This window comes from Streptomyces monticola (assembly GCF_042665355.1).
Lineage (GTDB): Bacteria > Actinomycetota > Actinomycetes > Streptomycetales > Streptomycetaceae > Streptomyces > Streptomyces monticola.
In genome coordinates, this window is record NZ_JBHTCF010000014.1 from 94,132 (window position 1) to 112,302 (window position 18,171).

Consider the following 18,171-nt stretch of genomic DNA (forward strand, 5'->3'; position numbering starts at 1 on the left):
TCATCCGGCCGCCATCCACTTCTGGTTGCTCTTCCTGTTACAGGTCCACGCGATCACGGGTGCGTTGTCCGCCGTGCTGGCCCCCTGCACGTCAGCACACCGGTCGCTGGTCCCGTTCTCCATGAAGATCACGCTGGGCTGGTCACTGGTGTTGGGCAGTGCGACCCACCAGATCTGGTCCTTGTCCGCGTCGTAGGTGCGCTGCACCAGCGGAGTTCCCTTGGCCATGCTGCCGCCCTTGAGGGACAGTGCCTTTTGGCTGTTGTAGTTGACCAGCCTGCGGGCCAGTCCGCCCATGTTCTGGACGACCCACCACTGGTTCGTTGCGGAAACGCACCGGTACTGATTGACGGGTGCGTTCTCGGCCTTGCTGGCCCCTCTGACCGTCAAGCACTTTCCGCTGTGTTTGGCCTTGATGTAGTAGATGTTGTCCCTCCCTTCGACGGGCTGCAGAGCGGCATCGTCGAAGAACCCGGCTCCCCGCTCCGGCTGTGCTGCGGTCCGCACTGGTGCTTCGCCACTCGCGCTCTGTGGCGAGAGAGCCACAGCTGAGCCCGGCAGGGCCACGGCGGCGACTCCCGCCACGGCCAGGAGCGTGCGCGTCCTGCGCATACGTCCCCCTTTCTCGATCACTTGGTTGGCCGACACATGTGCCGGCAGCCCACTCGACGGCATCGGCCTGAGAGCGGCACTGATCATGAAGGTACGAGCGGTCTGAGCGGGTGTCGTCCCACACCGGTTTGATCACCGACGAAACCCCCGCGGTACGTTCTTGGTTGCTACAACTTTCGCGGTATGGCCGGGTCTTGCTGAGCCGTTCCCGTCCTGTGTTTCCGCCTGTCAGCGCTTCCAGGCGGCGGCGACGCCGCAACGTGGTCAACCACTGGCGTGGGCGAACCGGCAGCTGCCCGAGGCCCCCGCCTCCTCCTCCGCCGCCCCCTGCCCCCCTTCTTCGCCGGTTCCGGTTGCTCCGGTTTCACGGTGTGCAGGCGGCTCCAGCCACCTGGCGGGGGTCCACCCGACGATCGCCGGATGGCCGGCGCAAGGCCCGGACTTCCAGGCTGGTGGCATGACACACCGTGCGCACGAGAGGGAGCTCGACACCGCCCGCCGGCCACCGGCCGATGCAGCGGGTCGTCGGAGCGCCAGGCGACGCGGGAGCGCGCTCTGGGAATTCCTTGGCATGGCGTTCGTGGCGGGCGCTCTCTGCCTGGCCGTCGCACGCCCTGACCTTTGCGATGCGGTGGTGCACACGCTCGCCACGAGGGCTGCGGAACTGGCCCGTTGAGCCGAGCCCCGAAGGCCCTCGTGCGGGCCGATGTCCGCAGCCGCTGACGCGGTGCGCGGCCGACCACGTAGAGAAGGAATCTTGTGAACACCGCATCCGCCCCGGAGACGACGGGTGCCGAGTCCCTGCGCGCCCGCGAGACGCTCAAGGCGCTGTACGGGTATGTCCGTCCGCACCGCTGGCCCGTTGCGCTCGGTCTGCTGTGCGCGCTGGCCGGGGCCGCCGGCGGTCTGCTGCAGCCCCTGGCCACCAAGACGCTGGTCGACCGGCTCTCGTCCGGTGGCACCATCGCCACCGTCCTGCTGGCCCTGACCGTGCTGGTACTGCTGAGCACGGTGGCCGAAGCGTTCGGCGCCTATGTGCTGGAGCGGACGGCGGAGTCTGTGGTGCTCGCCGCCCGCCGCAGCCTCATCGGACGAATGCTGCGCCTGCGGCTCCCGGAGGTGGACCGGATGCAGCCGGGCGATCTGATGTCCCGGGTGACCTCCGACACCACCCTGCTGCGGGCGGTCAGCACCCAAGCAGTGGTCAATGCGGCGACGGGAGCGGTCACGCTCGTCGCCGCGGTCGTGGTGATGGCGTTCCTCGATGCCCTGCTGCTGGGCGTGACGCTCGGCGTGGTCGCGGTCGTCGGCGCGGGTGTGGCCCTGGTGATGCCGAAGATCGGGCAGGCCGCCGAGCGTGCGCAGGCCGCGGTCGGGGACATGTCCACGGGCCTGGAGCGGGCCTTCGGCGCGTTCCGCACCGTGAAGGCGTCCGGCGCCGAGCAGCGGGAGACCGCTCGCGTCGAGGCATCGGCACGACGGGCTTGGCGCCACGGTGTACGCAGCGCGAAATGGGAAGCCGTGCTGGGTTCGGCGGACAACCTCGCCGTGCAGCTGGCCTTCCTCGCGGTGCTCGCCGTCGGCGGGGCCCGCGTGGCGGCCGGGGCGATCCCCGTGTCCACACTCATCGCGTTCCTGCTGTACCTCTTCTACCTGATGGAGCCGGTGTACAAGCTGGTCGACGCCGCGACCCACTACCAGGAGGGTGCGGCCGCGATCGCCCGGATCAAGCAGGTGGACGGCCTGGCGACGGAGCCCCAGGACGGGCACCGGCCGGCACGGGACACAGCGACGGACGCCGTGCGGCCGCGTGCGGCGTCGGTCTGCTTCGAGGAGGTGTCCTTCCGTTACCGGGCCGGGCTGCCGTACATCCACCAGCAAGTGGACTTCGAGGTCCCGGGCGGCGGCATGACGGCCTTCGTCGGCCCCTCGGGGGCGGGCAAGTCGACGCTCTTCGCACTCGTCGAGCGGTTCTACGAAGCGACCGGCGGCCGCGTCCTGGTCGACGGCAAGGACGTACGCCAGTGGCCGCTGTCCGAGCTGCGGTCCGTCATCGGATACGTCGAGCAGGACGCGCCGGTCCTGGCCGGCACGCTGCGGGAGAACCTCGCCTTCGCCGCGCCCGGTGCGCTGGACGACGACATCCGCGAGGTCCTGGCACGGACTCGGCTCGACGCCCTCGTCGAGCGGCTCCCCCACGGTCTGGACACCCTGGTCGGGCACCGCGGCTCGAAGCTGTCCGGCGGCGAGCGCCAGCGCATCGCAATCGCCCGCGCACTGCTGCGCAAGCCCCGGCTGCTGCTCCTGGACGAGGCGACCTCGCAGCTCGACGCCGTCAACGAACTGGCAGTACGGGACGCCATCGCCGCTGCCGCACGCGAGACCACCGTGCTGGTAGTGGCCCATCGCCTGTCGACGGTCACGGACGCCGACCGGATCGTCGTCATGGACGCGGGCAGGGTCCGCGCCATCGGCACCCACGAAGAGCTGGTGGAAAAGGACGAGTTGTACGCGCAGCTCGCGGCTTCCCAGCTGCTGACCCCTGAAGTACTCCCCCACGGGTGATGCGGGCCGGGTACGGAAGGCTGCGACAGCGTCGTCCACCGGTGGCCCCCGCCGTCCACTGGTTCCCCCCCCCGCCGCCGTCCACGGGCTGCCCCGCCGTGCGGCGGGGGCAGCCCGGCTGAGTGGCGGGGTGGCATCGGACATCCGCCGGATACCGGCGCACCACACGGCTCATGAGGCTGGTGACTGCGCCGCTGTCACCAGACGGTTCGCTCCCCCGCCCAGTCCGCCACCTCACCTGGAGTCCCGATGCCCGTACTCATGGCCAAGGGTCAGCAAGTCCCGTTGCACAGGCCGGACGGCCGTCCGCTCAACCTGATGCGGATGGGCATCGGCTGGCAGCACGCTCCGCGCCCCGCACTGCTCGGCGCGCTCGGCCTTCATCGCCGTGGCCGCCTCGGCGCCTTCGCCGTGCTGTACGGCCACGGCCGGTTCCTCGACGCCTTGTTCGCCGACAATCCCCGCAACCCGGACGAGTCCATCGAGCACCTCACCGGCCTCGTGGCGGAGGACACCCCGGCCGCAGGGGACAGCGAGTCGTTCTTCGCCCGCCTGTCCCGGCTGCCTCCCCACGCGGACCGCATCGTCTTCGCCGTCAGCTCCTTCGACGGCAGCACCTTCGAGACGGTGCAGAGCGCGCACTGCCGGCTCGTGGACGAGAGCAGGGGCCACGAGCTGGCCCGGTACACCTTTCCCGCCCAAGGCCCTCACACAGCACTGATCATGGCGGAAGTGACCCGCACAGCAGGCGCATGGACGATGACAGCCATCGGTGAACCGGCGACCTGCGCCACCTTCGGCGATCTCCTCCAGGCCATCGAGCGCCATGGCTGAGCGCGCACGCACGATCCCCGTACCGCCCAGTGCCACAGACACCCGGCGCATCGGCCAACGGTCCGCGGCACACAAGGACTTCGGAGAGTACGTACGTCTGCGCCGCGGCGCTCTGCTGCGCATGGCCCGCCGCCTCGTACCCGACCCCACCGACGCCGAGGACCTCCTGCAGGCTGCGCTGCTGCGCACGCAGGCGAGTTGGCCGGGTATCAACGACAAGACGCGAGCCGACGCGTACGTACGCCGCGTCATGATCAATCTGAGGACCGAGTGGTGGCGCGCGCGCAAGGCGGTGGAGGTGCCCCTGGAGCACCTCCCGGACGCCGGGTCCGAGGAGGCCCGCCTGCAGCAACTCCTGGACCAGGAGCAGCTGTTGGGTGTTCTTCCCCTGCTCGGTGAGCGTCAGCGCAGTGTGCTGGTTCTGCGGTACTGGGAGGGCCTCAGCACCAAGGAGACGGCGCAGGCCCTGGGCATCACTGTCGGCACCGTCAAGAGCACTCTCCACCGGGCACTGGAGATACTCCGCCAGGAGCTTGCGCCCTCACAGGCCGCAGCCTGACGTCCCAGGGCACCCTCGCCCACGCACGGACGGGAAAGTGGCGTGGATCCCGACGGTCGGTTCACGTTCACCACCGCGGATGCCTGTGGGGTTGGACGGCTGGTCATCCAACCCCACAGTTCCCGATGCCGGGTGCCTGTTGAACCTGCAGCCGGCGCGGGCGAGTTGGACCGTCGGCAGTGCTGCCCGGACCCACACCGGCCCTTGCCCCGGGCGGCGCCGGCATCAGTCAGTCGGCCAGGACCACAGCCGAAGCCGGCAAGGGCCATTCCCTTGCCGGCTTCGGCAGTCCGTCCAGTCCGTCCAGTCCTCCGTTCAGTCCGCGGGGCAGGCAGAGCAGCTGCCCCGACCGGACTTCACCGGATGTACTTGACCGGCTTGGTAGCGGCGTTGAGCAGGTACTCCAGCGGCCCACGGCGAAAGAAGCGGGACCAGACAGCGGCGAACACGATCGCCCCCAGGATGTACGTGAGCACGGGCACCCACGACTGTGTGCCCTCGGCGCCGCCTGCCTGGGACAGCACGGACTGGGCGACGAAGTGGCCGACATAGGCCGTCAGGGACATGGTGCCCACGGCGATGACCGGTGTCGCCAGTCGCCGCAGACGCTCCATCAGCACCGTCGCGCCCACGATCACGAGGATCGCGACGCCCACGCTGCCGATGATGTCGAACGTGGTGCCGCTGTGCGGCCCGGCGGACAGCAGTTGCGAGGCCGTCAGCTGGGGCTCGACGGCCCCGCTGCCCATGGATCCCGCCCCGGAGCCGCTGGACGACCCCCCGTCCTCTGCCATGCTCCTCAACGCGTCCTTGCCCGCCAGCAGCAGGGACAGGCCGTAGGCACCCACGGCGAGGCCGGCACCGAGCACGGCCAGGCGTCGCCGGACGGCGGCCGCGGACAGGTCCATGCGAGCCAGCGCCATGCCGGCGATCACGAACGGCATCCAGGTGATGGCCGGATAGAAGCCGGTGAGCAGCAGATCAAGCACTCCCACCTCGCTGAGCCGGTGCAGCGGGTCGTAGGCGTTGATCCCCTGCTGGACGGAGTCGCTCATCCGCGATGTCAGGACGAACGCCAGCTGCGGTGTGACCAGGGCGAGCCCCGCCGCGATCATCGCGAGGGTTCCCGCACGCAGACGCAACAGCGGCAGGGCCAGGAGGAAGTAGACGCCGTAGAAGGCGAGGATGATCACGCCTCCGTACTCCATCGCCAGCACGGTGCCCAGCGCCAGCAGGACCACCGCGCGGATCACGATCCGGGCCTTCGCCTGCCGGCCGGCCAGGCCGGTCTTCGGCTCACGGCGACCCGCGAGCAGCATCAGCGAGAACCCGGCGAGGGTGGCGAACAGGACCGACGAGTGCCCGTCGGCCAGGTACCGGACCCAGCTCGCGACGCCGTCCGTGGCTGACAGCGGCGGGCCGATGTGGACGATGTACATGCCGAACACCGCCAGCGCGCGGGCCAGATCCACCCCGACGAGGCGCCCCATCGAGGCACCGCCAGGGGCCTGCCTTGCGGAGTCGGGCGAGGTCCGGGGCCGTGGAGGCGGGTTCTCCTGCGGAGCTGATGTCTCCTGCGGCGGCTGTATCTGTGTCATACGGGCAATCTCGCGGTGCGGCCAGGAGGCTGACCATCCGACGGCCTTCGGTGACGCCCCCGCCGACCGGCCTGGGCTTCCCCGCCGACCGGCCGTTACTGCGCCGTCCGGTCAACGTGTCGGCAGCGAGCATGTCGGCAGCGGCGCGATGGCCAGTCCGAGACGCCGGGAAACGGGTCATGGCGACGGCGTCGCCGCCAAGCCTCGCCCACCCACCCACCTGCCCGCCTGGCTGGCTGGCTGGCTGGCTGGCTGGCTGGCTGCCGACGGTCCCGGGCACTCCCCCCGAACGGCTGGAGCTGACCCGCCAGATGTCCATACTCCGAGGAAATCGAGCCACCGCGTTCCGTGACGGACGTACTGTCGGCGGCAGGCGATCACCGTACGAGAAACGCGGTCGTCCCGATGCGGGGTACGGGTCGCCGAGCAGCCGGACAGGACAGAAGAGTGTGAGGCGGAACGCCGGTGATCCGGGTAGTGGTGGTGGACGACGAGGCGCTGGTGCGCTCCGGGTTCGAACTGATCCTGAACGCCTCCGACGGCATCCAGGTCGTGGCGACCACGGAAGGAGCACAGGCCGCCGAGGTGGTCCGGCGCGAGCTGCCGGACGTCGTGCTCCTCGACATTCGTATGCCGGACGTGGACGGCCTGACCGTCCTGCAACAGATCAGGACGCTGCCCACACCGCCGCAAGTGGCCATGCTGACCACCTTCGACACCGACGAGTACATCCTGACCGCGCTGCGCTCGGGGGCCGCGGGCTTCCTGCTCAAGGACACCGAGCCCGAACAACTCGGCCAGTTGGTACGCACCCTGGCCGCGGGCGGGGTGGTGATGTCCCCGAAGGCCTCACGGGCTCTGCTGCGCAGCCATCCGGGGGCGGGCGGTCCCCAGGACGCGGACGTGGCGCGTGTGGGCCTGCTCAGCGACCGGGAACGCGAGGTCCTCGTCCTGATCGCCCACGGACTGTCCAACGCCGACATCGGCGCCCGCATCCATCTGAGTGCGGGCACCGTCAAGGACCACGTCAGCTCGATCCTCACCAAGCTGCGGGTCGCCGGCCGCGTCCAGGCGGCACTGCTCGCGCAGCGGGCCGGACTGCTCGGTGACAACAGCAGCAGCGGCGACAGCGGTGACAACACGGCAGAGGACAACGGGCGATGACCACGGGCCGGGCGCTGTGGCGGCGGGTGCCGCGCTGGGCCGTCGACGCGGGCCTCATCGCGGTTGCCGCGCTCGACGTCTGGATCAACCTCTTCGGCGAGGCGACGACGTTCATGTGGGCCTGCGCGGCACTTGGCTGTGCCGCTCTGCTGCTGCGCCGCCGTTTCCCCCTGGCCGCCGTCCTGCTGACCTTGCCCATGACCCTGTTCATGGACGTGGCGGTCGCGCCGATCGCCGCCCTGTACACCCTGGCCGTCCGCACCCGCAACCGCCCGCTGCTGGTCGGCTGCGCCCTGCTGAACGCGGCGGGGGGCACCCTCGCCTGGCCGCTGTCCGACACGCTCTCCGGCGACCAGACCTGGACGCTCATCCAGTTCGTCTACGCGCTGGCCACGGCCTTCGCCCCCGTGCTGTGCGGCCAGCTCGTCCAGGCCAGGCACGACGTGGCCCGTCAGCTCGTCGAGGTCGAAGAGGCCCGCGAACACGAACGCGCCCTGCACGCCCAGAGCGTCCTCGCCCGCGAACGCGCCCAACTGGCGCGCGAGATGCATGACGTCGTCTCCCACCAGGTCAGCCTCATCGCCGTACAGGCCGGAGCGCTGCAAGTCGCCGCCAAGGAGCCCGACGCACGCGACGCCGCCCGCACCATCCGCACGCTGAGCGTGAACACCCTCGACGAACTGCGCCACATGGTCACCCTGCTGCGCGCCTCCGGCGGCAAGGAAACCGAACTCACCCCCCAGCCCACCCTCGCCGAACTCCAACAGCTGATCGCCAACAGCGGCATCGAGACCACCCTGACCGGTCAGCTCCCGCCCGACATCAGCACCACCGCCCAGCGCACCGTCTACCGCACCGTCCAGGAAGCTCTCACCAACGTGCGCAAGCACGCCCCCGGCGCCCGCGCGGAGGTGCGGCTGTGGCATGACGCGCACCACTTCGGCGTCACCGTCACCAACACGGCCCCCACCCGCCCGTCCGTCGCCCTGCCCAGCGCCCGCCACGGCCTGATCGGCCTGAGGGAACGCGCCGAACTCCTCGACGGCACCCTCACCGCCGAATCCACCCAGCAGGGCGGATACGCGATCGAGCTGCGGGCCCCCATCCGGCCCGCCTGAGAGGCTGGCTCTACGACCGCCGTTCCAACACGATCAGTTCGCCGACTTCCGGGTCATCGGTCTTGCCCACTTCGACGAACCCGGCCTTGGCCGCCACACGGAGCGAGGCGGGGTTCGTTGTCTGCGCGGTGACCCGGATACCCCTGACTCCCGGCTGCGTCAGCCCCCACTCGGCCAGCAGGGCCGCAGTCTCCGAGGCATAGCCCATCCCGGCGAAGCCCGGATACATCGCATATCCGAGTACCAGCAGGCCGTCGCTGTCCGGGCGTCCCCCGAAGCCGGCGGAGCCGACGACTTCACCGGTGGTCTCGAGAACGCACAGCCAGGCCCACAACCCGACCTCGTCGGGATGCTCACGCAGCCGATCCCTCATGAAAGGCAGCGCATCGTCCATCAGCGGGGGCGCCACCGGTGGATCGGGGAACACCGCACCGGTCAAGTGCCCCACCGCGGCGCGATCCCCCTCAATCCACGCGGCCACGGCATCCGCCGTCAGCGGACGCAACTCCACACGGCTTCCGGACAGGGGACGCAGTTCGTTCATGACCCCAGGATCTCATCCAGCATCTCCGAGGCTCTTGCGATATGCGGGAGTACCTGTCCCAGGAACTCCGCTTCGGCCCGGGCATGACCTGCTGGCGACGGCTGGCTGCCTGCCTGGCTGCACGGCTTCCGCCGCCTGCGCATCCGCGGGGAACGACGATCAGGAGGTCCGCTCGTGGTGGTGTCAACTGCTGGAGGACCGCGCCTGCTTTCGCACGCGGAAGCGGAGCATCGTGACGGCACCCGACTGGGTGTTGCTGAAAGGTTCCAGGTCGACCCTGCCGAGGCTTGGGGGCGTGAAGCGGACACCGTCACCGAGGAGCACCGGCAGGACATACACCAGGATCTCGTCGACGAGCCCGCGCTGCAGGCACTGGGCGGCCACGTCGGCACCGAGGATCTCCAGGTTCTTGCCGCCCGCGGCGCTGCGCGCCGTGGCAACGGCTTCCTCAATGTCACAGGTGAGGAACGTGACGGCAGGGTCCGGCTCGTCGGGAGGCTGGTGGGTGAGGACGAACTGCGCTCCCCCGTCGTAGGCGCTGTCCTGGTCGGCCATGCGCTTGCCGACCTCGTAGGTGCGCCGGCCGATGAGCATGGCACCCGTGGCCGCCATGACCTCCGGGAACGCATCCGCAGTCACGTGCTCGAAGATCCAGTCCATGGCGTCGCCAGAACCAGCGATGAACCCGTCCAGCGACATCGCCCTGTTCACGACCACTTTGCCGGTGCTGGTGCTCACGCTGCTCATGCGTCTTCTCCAAGTCTTTGGAGTCCGGAGGCCGCATCATAGTGCGGCCGGAGGGGGTGACGGCGGGAGTTGCAGGCGTATCTGCGGTGGCTCAACGCGCACAACCGGCATCCGGATGTGCTGGTCGCGCAGAGCAGCACACCATCTCCACCGCGCTCCGCTGGATGAGCGCAGCGAAGATCCGGCCCCAGAGAGGCACGCCCCCTTTCCGACTTCCGATCGACCGAAGTGGCGGCTACGTACGGTTCTTCTCGCGGTCGTCCGGAACTTCTTCAGCGGCGGGTGCATTCTCGGGGCGCTGGTCCTTCCCGAGCAGAGTGGCTATCAGGACAGCGCCCAGCGTGAGGAGGACGGCGGCGACGGTGAGCGCGAGGAAGAAGCCCACCGTCGCGGCTTGCAGGGGACCGTCCTGCGTGGACAGGGCGTCATTGCGGCGTGCGGCCAGAGCGACGAGCACCGCCACCCCCACGGCTCCGCCGACTTGCTGAACGGAGCTCAGGAGCGCCGAGCCGAGCCCGGCGTCCTCCTCGGTGGTGCCCGTGAGCGCGGCGACGGTCAGGGCGGGCAGGCTCAGTCCGCATCCGAGGCTCGTGACGAGCATGCCGGGCAGCACTCCGGAGGCGTAGCCGTCGTTCGGTGCCACGCCGGACAGCAGGAGGAATCCGGCCGCGCCGATCAGGATCGAGATGACGAGGGTCGGGCGCAGGCCAAGCCTGATCACGGCTCGGGAGGAGAGCCACATGCCCGACAAGATGCCTGCGCAGTAGGGCAGATAGGCGAGGCCGGCCGTGAGAGGGCGGTAGCCGAGCACGGTCTGCAGGTGCACCATCAGCAGGAAGGCCATGGCGAACATGGCGGCGGAGAACAGCAGGGCCGCCGCATTGGCGACGGCCCGGAACCGGAAGGACAGGAACGACAACGGCACCAGTGGCTCGGCAGTTCGTGACTCGACCGCGACGAAGGCGGCGGCCAGGAACACGGCCAGGACCAGGGGCCCGACTGCGGTGATGTCCCCCCCCCAGCCCGCCTCCCCGGTCCGCAGCAGTCCGTAGACCAGGGACACCAGGGCGCCGGTGCCGAGTACCGCACCGGGTACGTCGAGGCGTACCGCGCGGACGGCCCGGCTCTCGGGGACCAGGCGTGGGAGCAGTACCAGGGCGGTGAGGGCTACCGGCAGGTTGATCAGGAAGATCCAGCGCCAGGACGCGAGGCCGGTCAGCGCGCCGGAGATCACCAGTCCCGCCGTTCCGCCGAGACCTGCGATGCCGCCCCAGATACCGAATGCCTTGGTGCGCTCCGCGGTGCCGGGGAACAGGAGTGTGATCAGTGCCAACGCGGCGTGTCCTGTGACGTCGAAAGCTGCGGATTGAAGCTTCACTTTGCGGGGAAGCGTGCGGGCTGAAGACCTACCTTGCGGTGAGGGGTTGGGGTAGCTGGTCATGGTGCGTGCGTTAGATGTCATGCCGGGCGGTTCTGCCGGGCAGCCGGTGGCCGGGTTCGAGGTCGCGTACATCGCCCCGGACGGGATGGAGTTACGGCGCCCGCTGCCGGAGGTCTGGGCGGTGCCGTTCGAGCACGCCCTTCCCGTACGCGCCTTCGCGTCGTACCGCCGACAGCGCAACCTGCCGGGCCTGTGGTGGTCGGCGACGACGGGCGGGCATGTCGGGTACGAGTCCTGGTTGGAGCGCGACCACATCATGCTGCTGGACTTCGACCCGGCGGTGGTGGGCGTCTCCTCGCAGCCGTTCTGGCTGTTCTGGACAGCGGCGAAAGGCCGGCCGGTCTCGCACGTGCCGGACTACTTCGCCCGTCGCGACGACGGGACGGCCATGGTCGTCGACTGCCGCCCGGCCGAACGCCGCGGCCCGCGGGACGTGGTGAAGTTCGAGGCGACGGCGGCGGCCTGCGCCGAGGTGGGGTGGGAGTTCCGGCTGGTGGGCGCCCCGGACCCGGTCGTGGTCCGCAACGTCCGGTGGCTGGCGGGCTACCGGCACCCCCGGCACCGGATGGAGCCGGCCGCCTCGCGGCTGCGGGAGGTGTTCGCCGAGCCGCTGCCGCTGATGGACGGGGCCGCGGCGGCGGGTGAGCCGCTGGCGGTGCTGCCGGTGCTGTTCCACCTGCTGTGGTCGCACGAACTGGCGGTGGACGTGTCGGTGCCCCTGCACGGCGGCTCGCTGGTCTCGCCCGGGGCAGGCCGTTGACCGCGGGCGGGGGCTCGGTGCTGCGGCCGGGCGACTGGGTCACCTTCGACGACGGCGAGCATCAGGTGGTGGCGCTGGCCGGAACGGCAGTGCGGCTGCGGTCCGCTGCCGGGACGGAATCGGCGGTGCTGGCCTCCTATCTGATGGCGGCACCGGACTTCGCTGTTACCGGCGCCGAGCCGCTGCCGGAGATGGAGCCGTTCGGTCTCCTGGAGACGCTGCCGGAGCCGGCGCGGGCAGCTGCGGCCGAGTGGCAGCGGCATGTGGTGGAGGTGGAGACCGGGCTGCCGCCCGGCGCCGAGCCGGGAACACCCGCGCGGGACGAGTACGACCCGGCGACGCGGTCGCTGACCGAGCGGATGCGGGCGAAGGCGGCCGAGCTGGCCGTGAGCCTGAGGACGGTGGAGGGCAAGCGGTCGCGCTACCTCAAGCAGGGGCTTTGGGGGCTGGTGGATCAGCGCACGACGCGCCGGTGGGAGGCGACGGGCCGGGCGGATGCCCGGCTGGTGGCGGCGATCCGCGAAGTGCTCGACCGCGAGACGAACGTCTCGACCGGCACCCGCTCGCGGCTGATCCGCCGCGTGATCAAAACGGTGGAGGCCGCGCACGGCGAGGGGGTGGTGCCGTTGCCCAGTACGCGCACCCTCTACAAGCTCATCGACGCGCTCGCCACGGGCCGGCACGCCTTCGGATCGGCGGTCACGCGGCGGCAGACGGCGAACCGGCCGGAGGGGCCGTTCACGCCGACGTTCGCCGACCGGCCCGGGGAACAGGTGCAGATCGACTCCACCCCGCTGGACGTGATGGTGATCCTGGACTCGGGGGTGACCGCGCGGGCGGATCTGACGATCGCGGTCGATGTCGCCACCCGCACGATCTGCGCGGCGACGCTGCGGCCAGTGGGCACCAAAGCGGTGGACGCCTCGCTCCTCCTGGCGCGCATGCTGGTCCCCGAGCCGATGCGGCCGGGCTGGTCCGCGTCGCTGCGGATGGCGGCCTCGCGGATGCCGCACCGGCAGATGCTCGGCATCGACGCGCGGATGGAACAGGTCGCCGCGAAGCCAGTGATCGTGCCGGACACCGTGGTCATCGACGGCGGGAAGGTGTTCATCTCCGACACCTTCCTGCGGGCCTGCGAACGCCTCGGCATCTCCGTCCAGCGGGCGCGTCCGCGCACGCCGACGGACAAGGCGATCGTGGAGGCGACGTTCTCCGCGATCAACACCCTGTTCGCCCAGCACCTGGCCGGATACACCGGCCGGGACGTAACCCGCCGCGGCGAGAGAGTCGAGCAGGCCGCCGTCTGGACGATCCCCGAACTCCAGGACCTGCTGGAGGAATGGCTTCTGGCCGGGTGGCAGATGCGACCGCACGACGCCCTGCGCGACCCGTTCCGCCCGGGGAAGGCGATGTCGCCGAACGACAAGTACGCCTCCCTGGTCGCGGCGGCCGGCTACCTGCCGCTGGTGCTGCGCGGCCAGGACTACCTGGAGCTGCTGCCGGTGGCCTGGCGGGCGATCAACGACTACGGCATCCGCATCGGCCACCGCACCTACGACGCGCCCGAGCTGGGGCCGTGGCGGCGCCAGCACTCCGGCCACACGGCCAAGAAGGGCCTCTGGGAGGTGCACTACGACCCCTATGACCTCGCCCGCGTCTTCGTCCGCACCACCGGCGGCTGGATCACCACGCCCTGGGTCCACCTGCCGCTGGTGAATGCCCCCTTCGCGGACTTCACCTGGGACCACGCCCGGCGCCTGGCCGCCGCGGCGGGTCTGGACGACGCGAACGAGGCCGACGTCGCGCGCGTCCTGGACGCCCTGCTGACCCGGGCCGAGAACGGACCGGACATCCGCACCGCGCGCGTCATCGGCCGCACCCGCACCGCCGCAGCCCTCCCGGCACCCGCAGCGGCACCCGAGATCGAGAACACGCCCGACCCCGAGCCCGACTCCGCGCCCTCGGAGGTGGTGCCCTTCGGGGTCTTCGACGCCCACGCCGAAGCTGAAAGGTGGCTATGAGCACGCCCGCGACCGCACCGCCGCAGACGGACACCGACGAACAGGCGCCGCCGGACTCCCCGCTGACGACCAAGGAAGGCTGGCGCCGCTACGTCGAACACGAGACCATCCCGCCCAAGCTGCTGCCCGCCGCCGAGCGGGCCGCGCTGACCGGACGGGAGCGGGCCCGGGCGGAGGACCGGCGGCGGGAGTATCACGCGGACCTGCCGCTGGTGAACACCCCGACGATCCGGAAGGTGATCTCCACCGCCCGGCTGCTGATCCAGCTCAACCGCCACCAGGTCTCCGCCCGCCGCGGCGTGATCCTCTCCGGCGCCTCCGGCACGGGCAAGACGACCGCTCTCACCCAGCTGGGCCGCGCGCACGAGCTGGCCACCCGCAAGCGCCACCCGCACGACCGGTCCCGGCTGCCGGTCGTCTATGTCACCGTTCCGCCGGCGGCCACCCCGAAGATGCTCGCGATGGAGTTCGCCCGGTTCTTCGGGCTGACCTTCCCGGCCCGGGCCACCCACACCGACGTCGTCGACGCCGTCTGCGCCACCGCCGCGCACGTCCACGTCGACCTGGTCCTGGTGGACGAGCTGCACAACCTCAACCTCGGCTCCCGCTCCGGGGCGGAAGCATCCGATCAGCTGAAGTACTTCGCCGAGCGGCTGCCGGCCACGTTCGCCTACGCGGGCATCGACATCGAGAGCCAGGGCCTGTTCGCCGGCACGCGCGGCCGGCAGATCGCCGGACGGTTCGTCGTCATCCCCGCCGCCCCGTTCTCCTACGCCACCACCGGCGACAAGGACGCCTGGCGGGGCCTGATCGGCACGCTGGAATCCATGCTCCGCCTCCACGAGCACGCGCCGGGCACGCTCAGTGCGATGAGCGACTACCTCTTCCACCGCACCGGCGGCATGATCGGCAGCCTGTCGCAGCTCATCCGCGGCGCCGCCGTGCTGGCCATCGAGGACGGCAGCGAGGCCATCACCGAGGAGCTGCTGGAGATCGTCCCGATCGACTTCGCCGCCGCGCAGTCCGAACGGCTCACCGCTCAGGCCAAGGCGACCGGGCGGCGGAGGCGCGCGGCCTGATGCTCCGCACGCTCCCCGACCCCGTCCCGCCCGCCCGGCACGAGATCCCCCCGTCCTACATCAGCCGCCTGGCCACCCTGCACGGCCTGGACATCAACGGCCTGTGGTTACAGGTCACCCAGCCCGCCTATCCCGGAGCCGGCCGCCGCGTCGTCGTCCCCGAACGGCTCGCCGCGCTGACCGGCCGCAGCGTCCACGCCCTGGCCGGGGCCATGCCGGAACTGCGCGACCCCGCCGCCGAACTGGGAGATGTTCCGCCACCAGCCGCAGACCGGCTGCCACCTCTGCGACGCCCGCCACCCCGGCGGCCGGGTGGTGCGGCTCCTGCCCCACCACACCTACGTCTGCCTGCGGCACGGCACCTGGATCGGCCCGCCCGACATCGACCATCCCGCCGTCGATCTCACCCGGCTCCCGGGCATCCTCGATGCACAGCGGCGCCACCTGCTCGCGCTGCGGCGCTACGGCTGGGCCGCCACCTACGACGCGGTGCTGACCGGCCTCATGCTCTGCGCACACATCTGGTCTCCGGAGGGGCGCCCGTCGCCCTTCGGCCGCTGGGACGTCTGGGACGACCGCCTCGATGTCCTGATCCCCTTCGACCGGGAGAAGCAGGACTACGTCGGCTTCAGCACCTCGCGGCTGTTCGCCGCGGTCTATCCCGAAGCCGTCGCCCTCGCACCGCTGATCGCCTCGCCCTACTGGCGTCGGCTGGCCGGCGGCACCGAAGCCGAGCAGGCCCGGTTCTTCGCGGAGGTCGCGGGTCGCGTCACCTACCCCTACCTCCCGCCCGACCGCGGCGGCGACGCCGTCGCGCACTGGGCCCTCGCAGACTCCTGGCGGCCGCCCAGCCGGCCCTTGACGACCTACACACCCGGCCGCGTCCGCGGCATCCTTCCCGGCGTCGCCGCGAACCGTCTTGCCCGGCATGAGAAGAGCGCGTTGTGGTTCAGCCGGCTCCGCCGGAACCAGGGCCGCACGCTTCTCTTCCACGGCCACCTCAAGCCGGTCCTCCTGCGTGAGGGCGAACCGCAGTACGTGAAGTGGGAAGGCACCGTCTGGCACAGCACGCGCACCGACGACCAGATGAAGGAACAGGTCGCGAAAATGCGCCGCGTAGCTGGGTGAGATGGGCAGAGAAGTCAGGCAGGTCGAGGCGGTGGCCTCCCTCGCAGGGGCGGCGGTGAGGGGGCAGGTGGATCAGGCGTTGAGGTAGGTGAGGACGGCCTGTACGCGTCGGTGGGTGTCGTGGGTGAGGGGGAGGTCGAGTTTGGCGAGGAGGTTGGAGATGTGTTTTTCGACGGAGACGGGGGCGAGGACGAGGCGTTCGGCGATGGCGGAGTTGGACAGTCCCTGGGCCATGAGGGCGAGGACTTCGTGTTCACGGGGGGTCAGGCGGGCGAGGCCGGTGTCCTGGCTGTTGCGGGCGAAGATCTGGGCGACGACTTCGGGGTCGAGGGCGGTGCCGCCAGCGGCGACGCGGTCGAGGGCGTCGAGGAAGGCGTCGATGTCGGTGACGCGGTCCTTGAGGAGGTAGCCGACGCCGCCGCGGCCGTCGGCCAGCAGTTCGGCGGCGTAGGTGCGCTCGACGTACTGCGACAGGATGATCACGGGCAGGGTGGGGGTGTGGCGGGCGCGGACCTCGATGGCGGCGCGCAGTCCTTCGTCACGGAAGCCGGGCGGAAGGCGGACATCGATCAGGGCGAGGTCGGGCCGGTGGGTGTCCACGGCGGCGATCAGGTCGGGCCCCGAGTCGACGGCGGCCAGGACCTCGTGGCCGGTGGCGGTGAGCAGGCGGATGAGCCCTTCGCGCAGCAGGAGCAGGTCTTCGGCGATTACAAGGCGCATGGGATCTCCGCGTGCATGGTGGTGGGATCTCCGCTGGGGCTGGTGAGGGTGAAGGTGCCGTCGAGTGCTTCGATGCGGCGGCGCAGTCCCGTCAGGCCCGAGCCGTCCGGGTCGGCTCCGCCCTGCCCGTCGTCGGTGACCGTGACGGCCAGCGTGCCGTCGGGACGGGTGTCGACGGTGACGGTGACGGTGGTGGCGTGGGCGTGTTTGGTGATGTTGGTGAGGGCTTCGGCGATCAGGAAGTAGGCGGCGGCCTCCAGCGCGGGTGCCAGGCGGTGGGGCAGGCGGATGTCCGCGGTGACGGGCAGCGGGTGGTCGGCGAAGAGGGCGGTCAGGGCACCGTCCAGGCCGCGGTCGGTGAGGATCGGGGGGTGGATGCCTCGTACGAGGTGGCGTAGTTCGTCCAGGGCGGTGTTGACGTCGGCGCGTGCTGCGGCGAGGTCGGTGCAGGCCTGGTCGGCGGCGGGTCCGAGGGCTTTGAGGCGCCGTTCGGCCAGGGCCAGGGTCATGCCGAGGGCGACGATGCGGGCCTGGGCGCCGTCGTGGAGGTCGCGTTCGATGCGGCGCAGTTCGGCGGCCTGGGCGTCGATGGCGCGGCTGCGGGTGCGGGCCAGGTGGTCGGTGCGTTCGCTCAGTCGCTGGGTGCGGCCTGGCTTGAGCAGTCCGGCCGCCAGGCGGGCCTGGCCGGCGGCCAGGGCGCGTACGAGCCACGCAGCGGCGGGCAGCAGGATCAGCGCGGCCAGCGCCGTCGTGGCCTGCCTTCCTGGTGTCGTGAGCGTCATGAATCCTGGGTCGCCGCGGCGTTCCGGCGGGAGGGCCCAGGCCCAAGCCGGCGAGGTGAGGGCCGCGAGGTCCACGGCGAGGACGACCACGGCGAGGACGGCACAGACCAGGGTCAGCGGGAAGAGGATCGTCAGCCAGGCCGTGTCGCGCCAGGTGGCGGGGTGGGCGGCCCGTTGCCGGGCACGTCCGGCGACGGTGGCGGGCTCGGCGCCCGGGTAGGGAGTGGGGATTGGGGCGGGCAGGATGAGGGCGGCGCGGCGTCGTTCGAGTCCGGCGAGCCGGCGCACCGCGGTGGTCGCGGCGAGGAAGGCGGGGGCGCCCAGGTGGGTGACGACCAGGACCGCGCAGCCGGTGGCCCCGGCCACGACGGTCACCAGGGCCCCGCTGCCTGCGGCCAGGCCCAGCAGCAGGTATTGCACAGACCGGACGGTGCGCTGGAGCATGTCCCGCACCTTACGAACCCCTGGCTTCGTCCGAGCGGCATGGGGGGTCGGCCGC

Annotated in this window: 15 protein-coding genes and 1 pseudogene; 9 read left to right on the forward strand and 7 right to left on the reverse strand. The window is 71.0% G+C overall.

The window, feature by feature from the left end:
• On the reverse strand, positions 1–612 hold the full coding sequence (locus ACFQVC_RS28345) for an RICIN domain-containing protein (protein WP_381835837.1): 612 nt from the start codon (positions 610–612) through the stop codon (positions 1–3).
• Between the two features lie 759 nt (positions 613–1,371).
• On the opposite strand from ACFQVC_RS28345, the gene ACFQVC_RS28350 reads away from it, so the two are divergent.
• The 3 genes from ACFQVC_RS28350 to ACFQVC_RS28360 all read left to right on the forward strand — a co-directional run bounded on the left by ACFQVC_RS28350 (position 1,372) and on the right by ACFQVC_RS28360 (position 4,570).
• The gene (locus tag ACFQVC_RS28350; protein WP_381835839.1) at positions 1,372–3,177 is read left to right on the forward strand and encodes an ABC transporter ATP-binding protein; all 1,806 of its coding nucleotides are present in this window, start codon (positions 1,372–1,374) and stop codon (positions 3,175–3,177) included.
• A gap of 249 nt (positions 3,178–3,426) precedes the next feature.
• A complete protein-coding gene (locus ACFQVC_RS28355; protein ID WP_381835841.1) occupies positions 3,427–4,011 on the forward strand; it encodes a TerD family protein in 585 nt (194 codons plus the stop codon).
• Positions 4,004–4,570: a SigE family RNA polymerase sigma factor gene (locus tag ACFQVC_RS28360; RefSeq protein ID WP_381835843.1), complete on the forward strand. Its 567-nt coding sequence runs from the start codon at positions 4,004–4,006 to the stop codon at positions 4,568–4,570. The genes ACFQVC_RS28355 and ACFQVC_RS28360 overlap by 8 nt, the downstream gene beginning before the upstream one ends.
• A 356-nt stretch (positions 4,571–4,926) precedes the next feature.
• On the opposite strand, the gene ACFQVC_RS28365 is transcribed toward ACFQVC_RS28360, so the two are convergent.
• Complete coding sequence (locus tag ACFQVC_RS28365; RefSeq protein WP_381835845.1) at positions 4,927–6,168, reverse strand: DUF418 domain-containing protein; 1,242 nt, start codon at positions 6,166–6,168, stop codon at positions 4,927–4,929.
• Positions 6,169–6,633: 465 nt separating this feature from the next.
• On the opposite strand from ACFQVC_RS28365, the gene ACFQVC_RS28370 reads away from it, so the two are divergent.
• A complete protein-coding gene (locus ACFQVC_RS28370; protein ID WP_381835847.1) occupies positions 6,634–7,332 on the forward strand; it encodes a response regulator in 699 nt (232 codons plus the stop codon).
• Positions 7,329–8,450, forward strand: a complete 1,122-nt coding sequence (locus tag ACFQVC_RS28375; RefSeq protein WP_381835849.1) for a sensor histidine kinase — start codon at positions 7,329–7,331, stop codon at positions 8,448–8,450. The genes ACFQVC_RS28370 and ACFQVC_RS28375 overlap by 4 nt, the downstream gene beginning before the upstream one ends.
• 10 nt (positions 8,451–8,460) lie before the next feature.
• Here the strand turns inward: ACFQVC_RS28375 and ACFQVC_RS28380 are convergent, their stop codons facing one another.
• The 3 genes and pseudogenes from ACFQVC_RS28380 to ACFQVC_RS28390 form a co-directional block, all read right to left on the reverse strand.
• Complete coding sequence (locus ACFQVC_RS28380) at positions 8,461–8,994, reverse strand: GNAT family N-acetyltransferase (protein WP_381835851.1); 534 nt, start codon at positions 8,992–8,994, stop codon at positions 8,461–8,463.
• A gap of 183 nt (positions 8,995–9,177) precedes the next feature.
• Positions 9,178–9,741 (reverse strand): dihydrofolate reductase family protein, encoded by a 564-nt coding sequence (locus ACFQVC_RS28385; protein WP_381835853.1) that lies wholly within the window; start codon positions 9,739–9,741, stop codon positions 9,178–9,180.
• Between the two features lie 235 nt (positions 9,742–9,976).
• Positions 9,977–11,113, reverse strand: a pseudogene (locus tag ACFQVC_RS28390) (MFS transporter); the annotation flags it as partial.
• Positions 11,114–11,201: 88 nt separating this feature from the next.
• Here ACFQVC_RS28390 and ACFQVC_RS28395 point away from each other — a divergent pair.
• From ACFQVC_RS28395 to ACFQVC_RS28410, 4 genes are all read left to right on the forward strand, one after another.
• Positions 11,202–11,942: a TnsA-like heteromeric transposase endonuclease subunit gene (locus ACFQVC_RS28395; protein WP_381835855.1), complete on the forward strand. Its 741-nt coding sequence runs from the start codon at positions 11,202–11,204 to the stop codon at positions 11,940–11,942.
• The gene (locus ACFQVC_RS28400) at positions 11,939–13,963 is read left to right on the forward strand and encodes a Mu transposase C-terminal domain-containing protein (RefSeq protein ID WP_381835857.1); all 2,025 of its coding nucleotides are present in this window, start codon (positions 11,939–11,941) and stop codon (positions 13,961–13,963) included. The genes ACFQVC_RS28395 and ACFQVC_RS28400 overlap by 4 nt, the downstream gene beginning before the upstream one ends.
• Positions 13,960–15,042, forward strand: a complete 1,083-nt coding sequence (locus ACFQVC_RS28405; RefSeq protein WP_370423477.1) for a TniB family NTP-binding protein — start codon at positions 13,960–13,962, stop codon at positions 15,040–15,042. Before ACFQVC_RS28400 ends, ACFQVC_RS28405 begins: the two co-directional genes overlap by 4 nt.
• A gap of 249 nt (positions 15,043–15,291) precedes the next feature.
• The gene (locus ACFQVC_RS28410) at positions 15,292–16,170 is read left to right on the forward strand and encodes a hypothetical protein (RefSeq protein ID WP_381835859.1); all 879 of its coding nucleotides are present in this window, start codon (positions 15,292–15,294) and stop codon (positions 16,168–16,170) included.
• 72 nt (positions 16,171–16,242) lie between these two features.
• Here ACFQVC_RS28410 and ACFQVC_RS28415 read toward each other — a convergent pair whose 3' ends face one another.
• Both ACFQVC_RS28415 and ACFQVC_RS28420 read right to left on the reverse strand, forming a co-directional pair.
• The gene (locus ACFQVC_RS28415; protein ID WP_370423475.1) at positions 16,243–16,890 is read right to left on the reverse strand and encodes a LuxR C-terminal-related transcriptional regulator; all 648 of its coding nucleotides are present in this window, start codon (positions 16,888–16,890) and stop codon (positions 16,243–16,245) included.
• Positions 16,878–18,116, reverse strand: coding sequence for a sensor histidine kinase (locus ACFQVC_RS28420; RefSeq protein ID WP_381835861.1), 1,239 nt, complete (start codon positions 18,114–18,116; stop codon positions 16,878–16,880). Before ACFQVC_RS28420 ends, ACFQVC_RS28415 begins: the two co-directional genes overlap by 13 nt.
• Positions 18,117–18,171 lie beyond the last annotated feature (55 nt).

Excerpts from the sequence above, each read along its gene's own strand:
- ACFQVC_RS28415 (WP_370423475.1), bottom strand. The coding sequence starts at position 16,890 with ATGCGCCTTGTAATCGCCGAAGACCTGCTCCTGCTGCGCGAAGGGCTC.
- ACFQVC_RS28345 (WP_381835837.1), bottom strand. The coding sequence starts at position 612 with ATGCGCAGGACGCGCACGCTCCTGGCCGTGGCGGGAGTCGCCGCCGTG.
- ACFQVC_RS28385 (WP_381835853.1), bottom strand. The coding sequence starts at position 9,741 with ATGAGCAGCGTGAGCACCAGCACCGGCAAAGTGGTCGTGAACAGGGCG.
- ACFQVC_RS28375 (WP_381835849.1), top strand. The coding sequence starts at position 7,329 with ATGACCACGGGCCGGGCGCTGTGGCGGCGGGTGCCGCGCTGGGCCGTC.
- ACFQVC_RS28355 (WP_381835841.1), top strand. The coding sequence starts at position 3,427 with ATGCCCGTACTCATGGCCAAGGGTCAGCAAGTCCCGTTGCACAGGCCG.
- ACFQVC_RS28380 (WP_381835851.1), bottom strand. The coding sequence starts at position 8,994 with ATGAACGAACTGCGTCCCCTGTCCGGAAGCCGTGTGGAGTTGCGTCCG.
- ACFQVC_RS28365 (WP_381835845.1), bottom strand. The coding sequence starts at position 6,168 with ATGACACAGATACAGCCGCCGCAGGAGACATCAGCTCCGCAGGAGAAC.
- ACFQVC_RS28420 (WP_381835861.1), bottom strand. The coding sequence starts at position 18,116 with ATGCTCCAGCGCACCGTCCGGTCTGTGCAATACCTGCTGCTGGGCCTG.
- ACFQVC_RS28410 (WP_381835859.1), top strand. The coding sequence starts at position 15,292 with ATGTTCCGCCACCAGCCGCAGACCGGCTGCCACCTCTGCGACGCCCGC.
- ACFQVC_RS28395 (WP_381835855.1), top strand. The coding sequence starts at position 11,202 with ATGCCGGGCGGTTCTGCCGGGCAGCCGGTGGCCGGGTTCGAGGTCGCG.
- ACFQVC_RS28360 (WP_381835843.1), top strand. The coding sequence starts at position 4,004 with ATGGCTGAGCGCGCACGCACGATCCCCGTACCGCCCAGTGCCACAGAC.
- ACFQVC_RS28405 (WP_370423477.1), top strand. The coding sequence starts at position 13,960 with ATGAGCACGCCCGCGACCGCACCGCCGCAGACGGACACCGACGAACAG.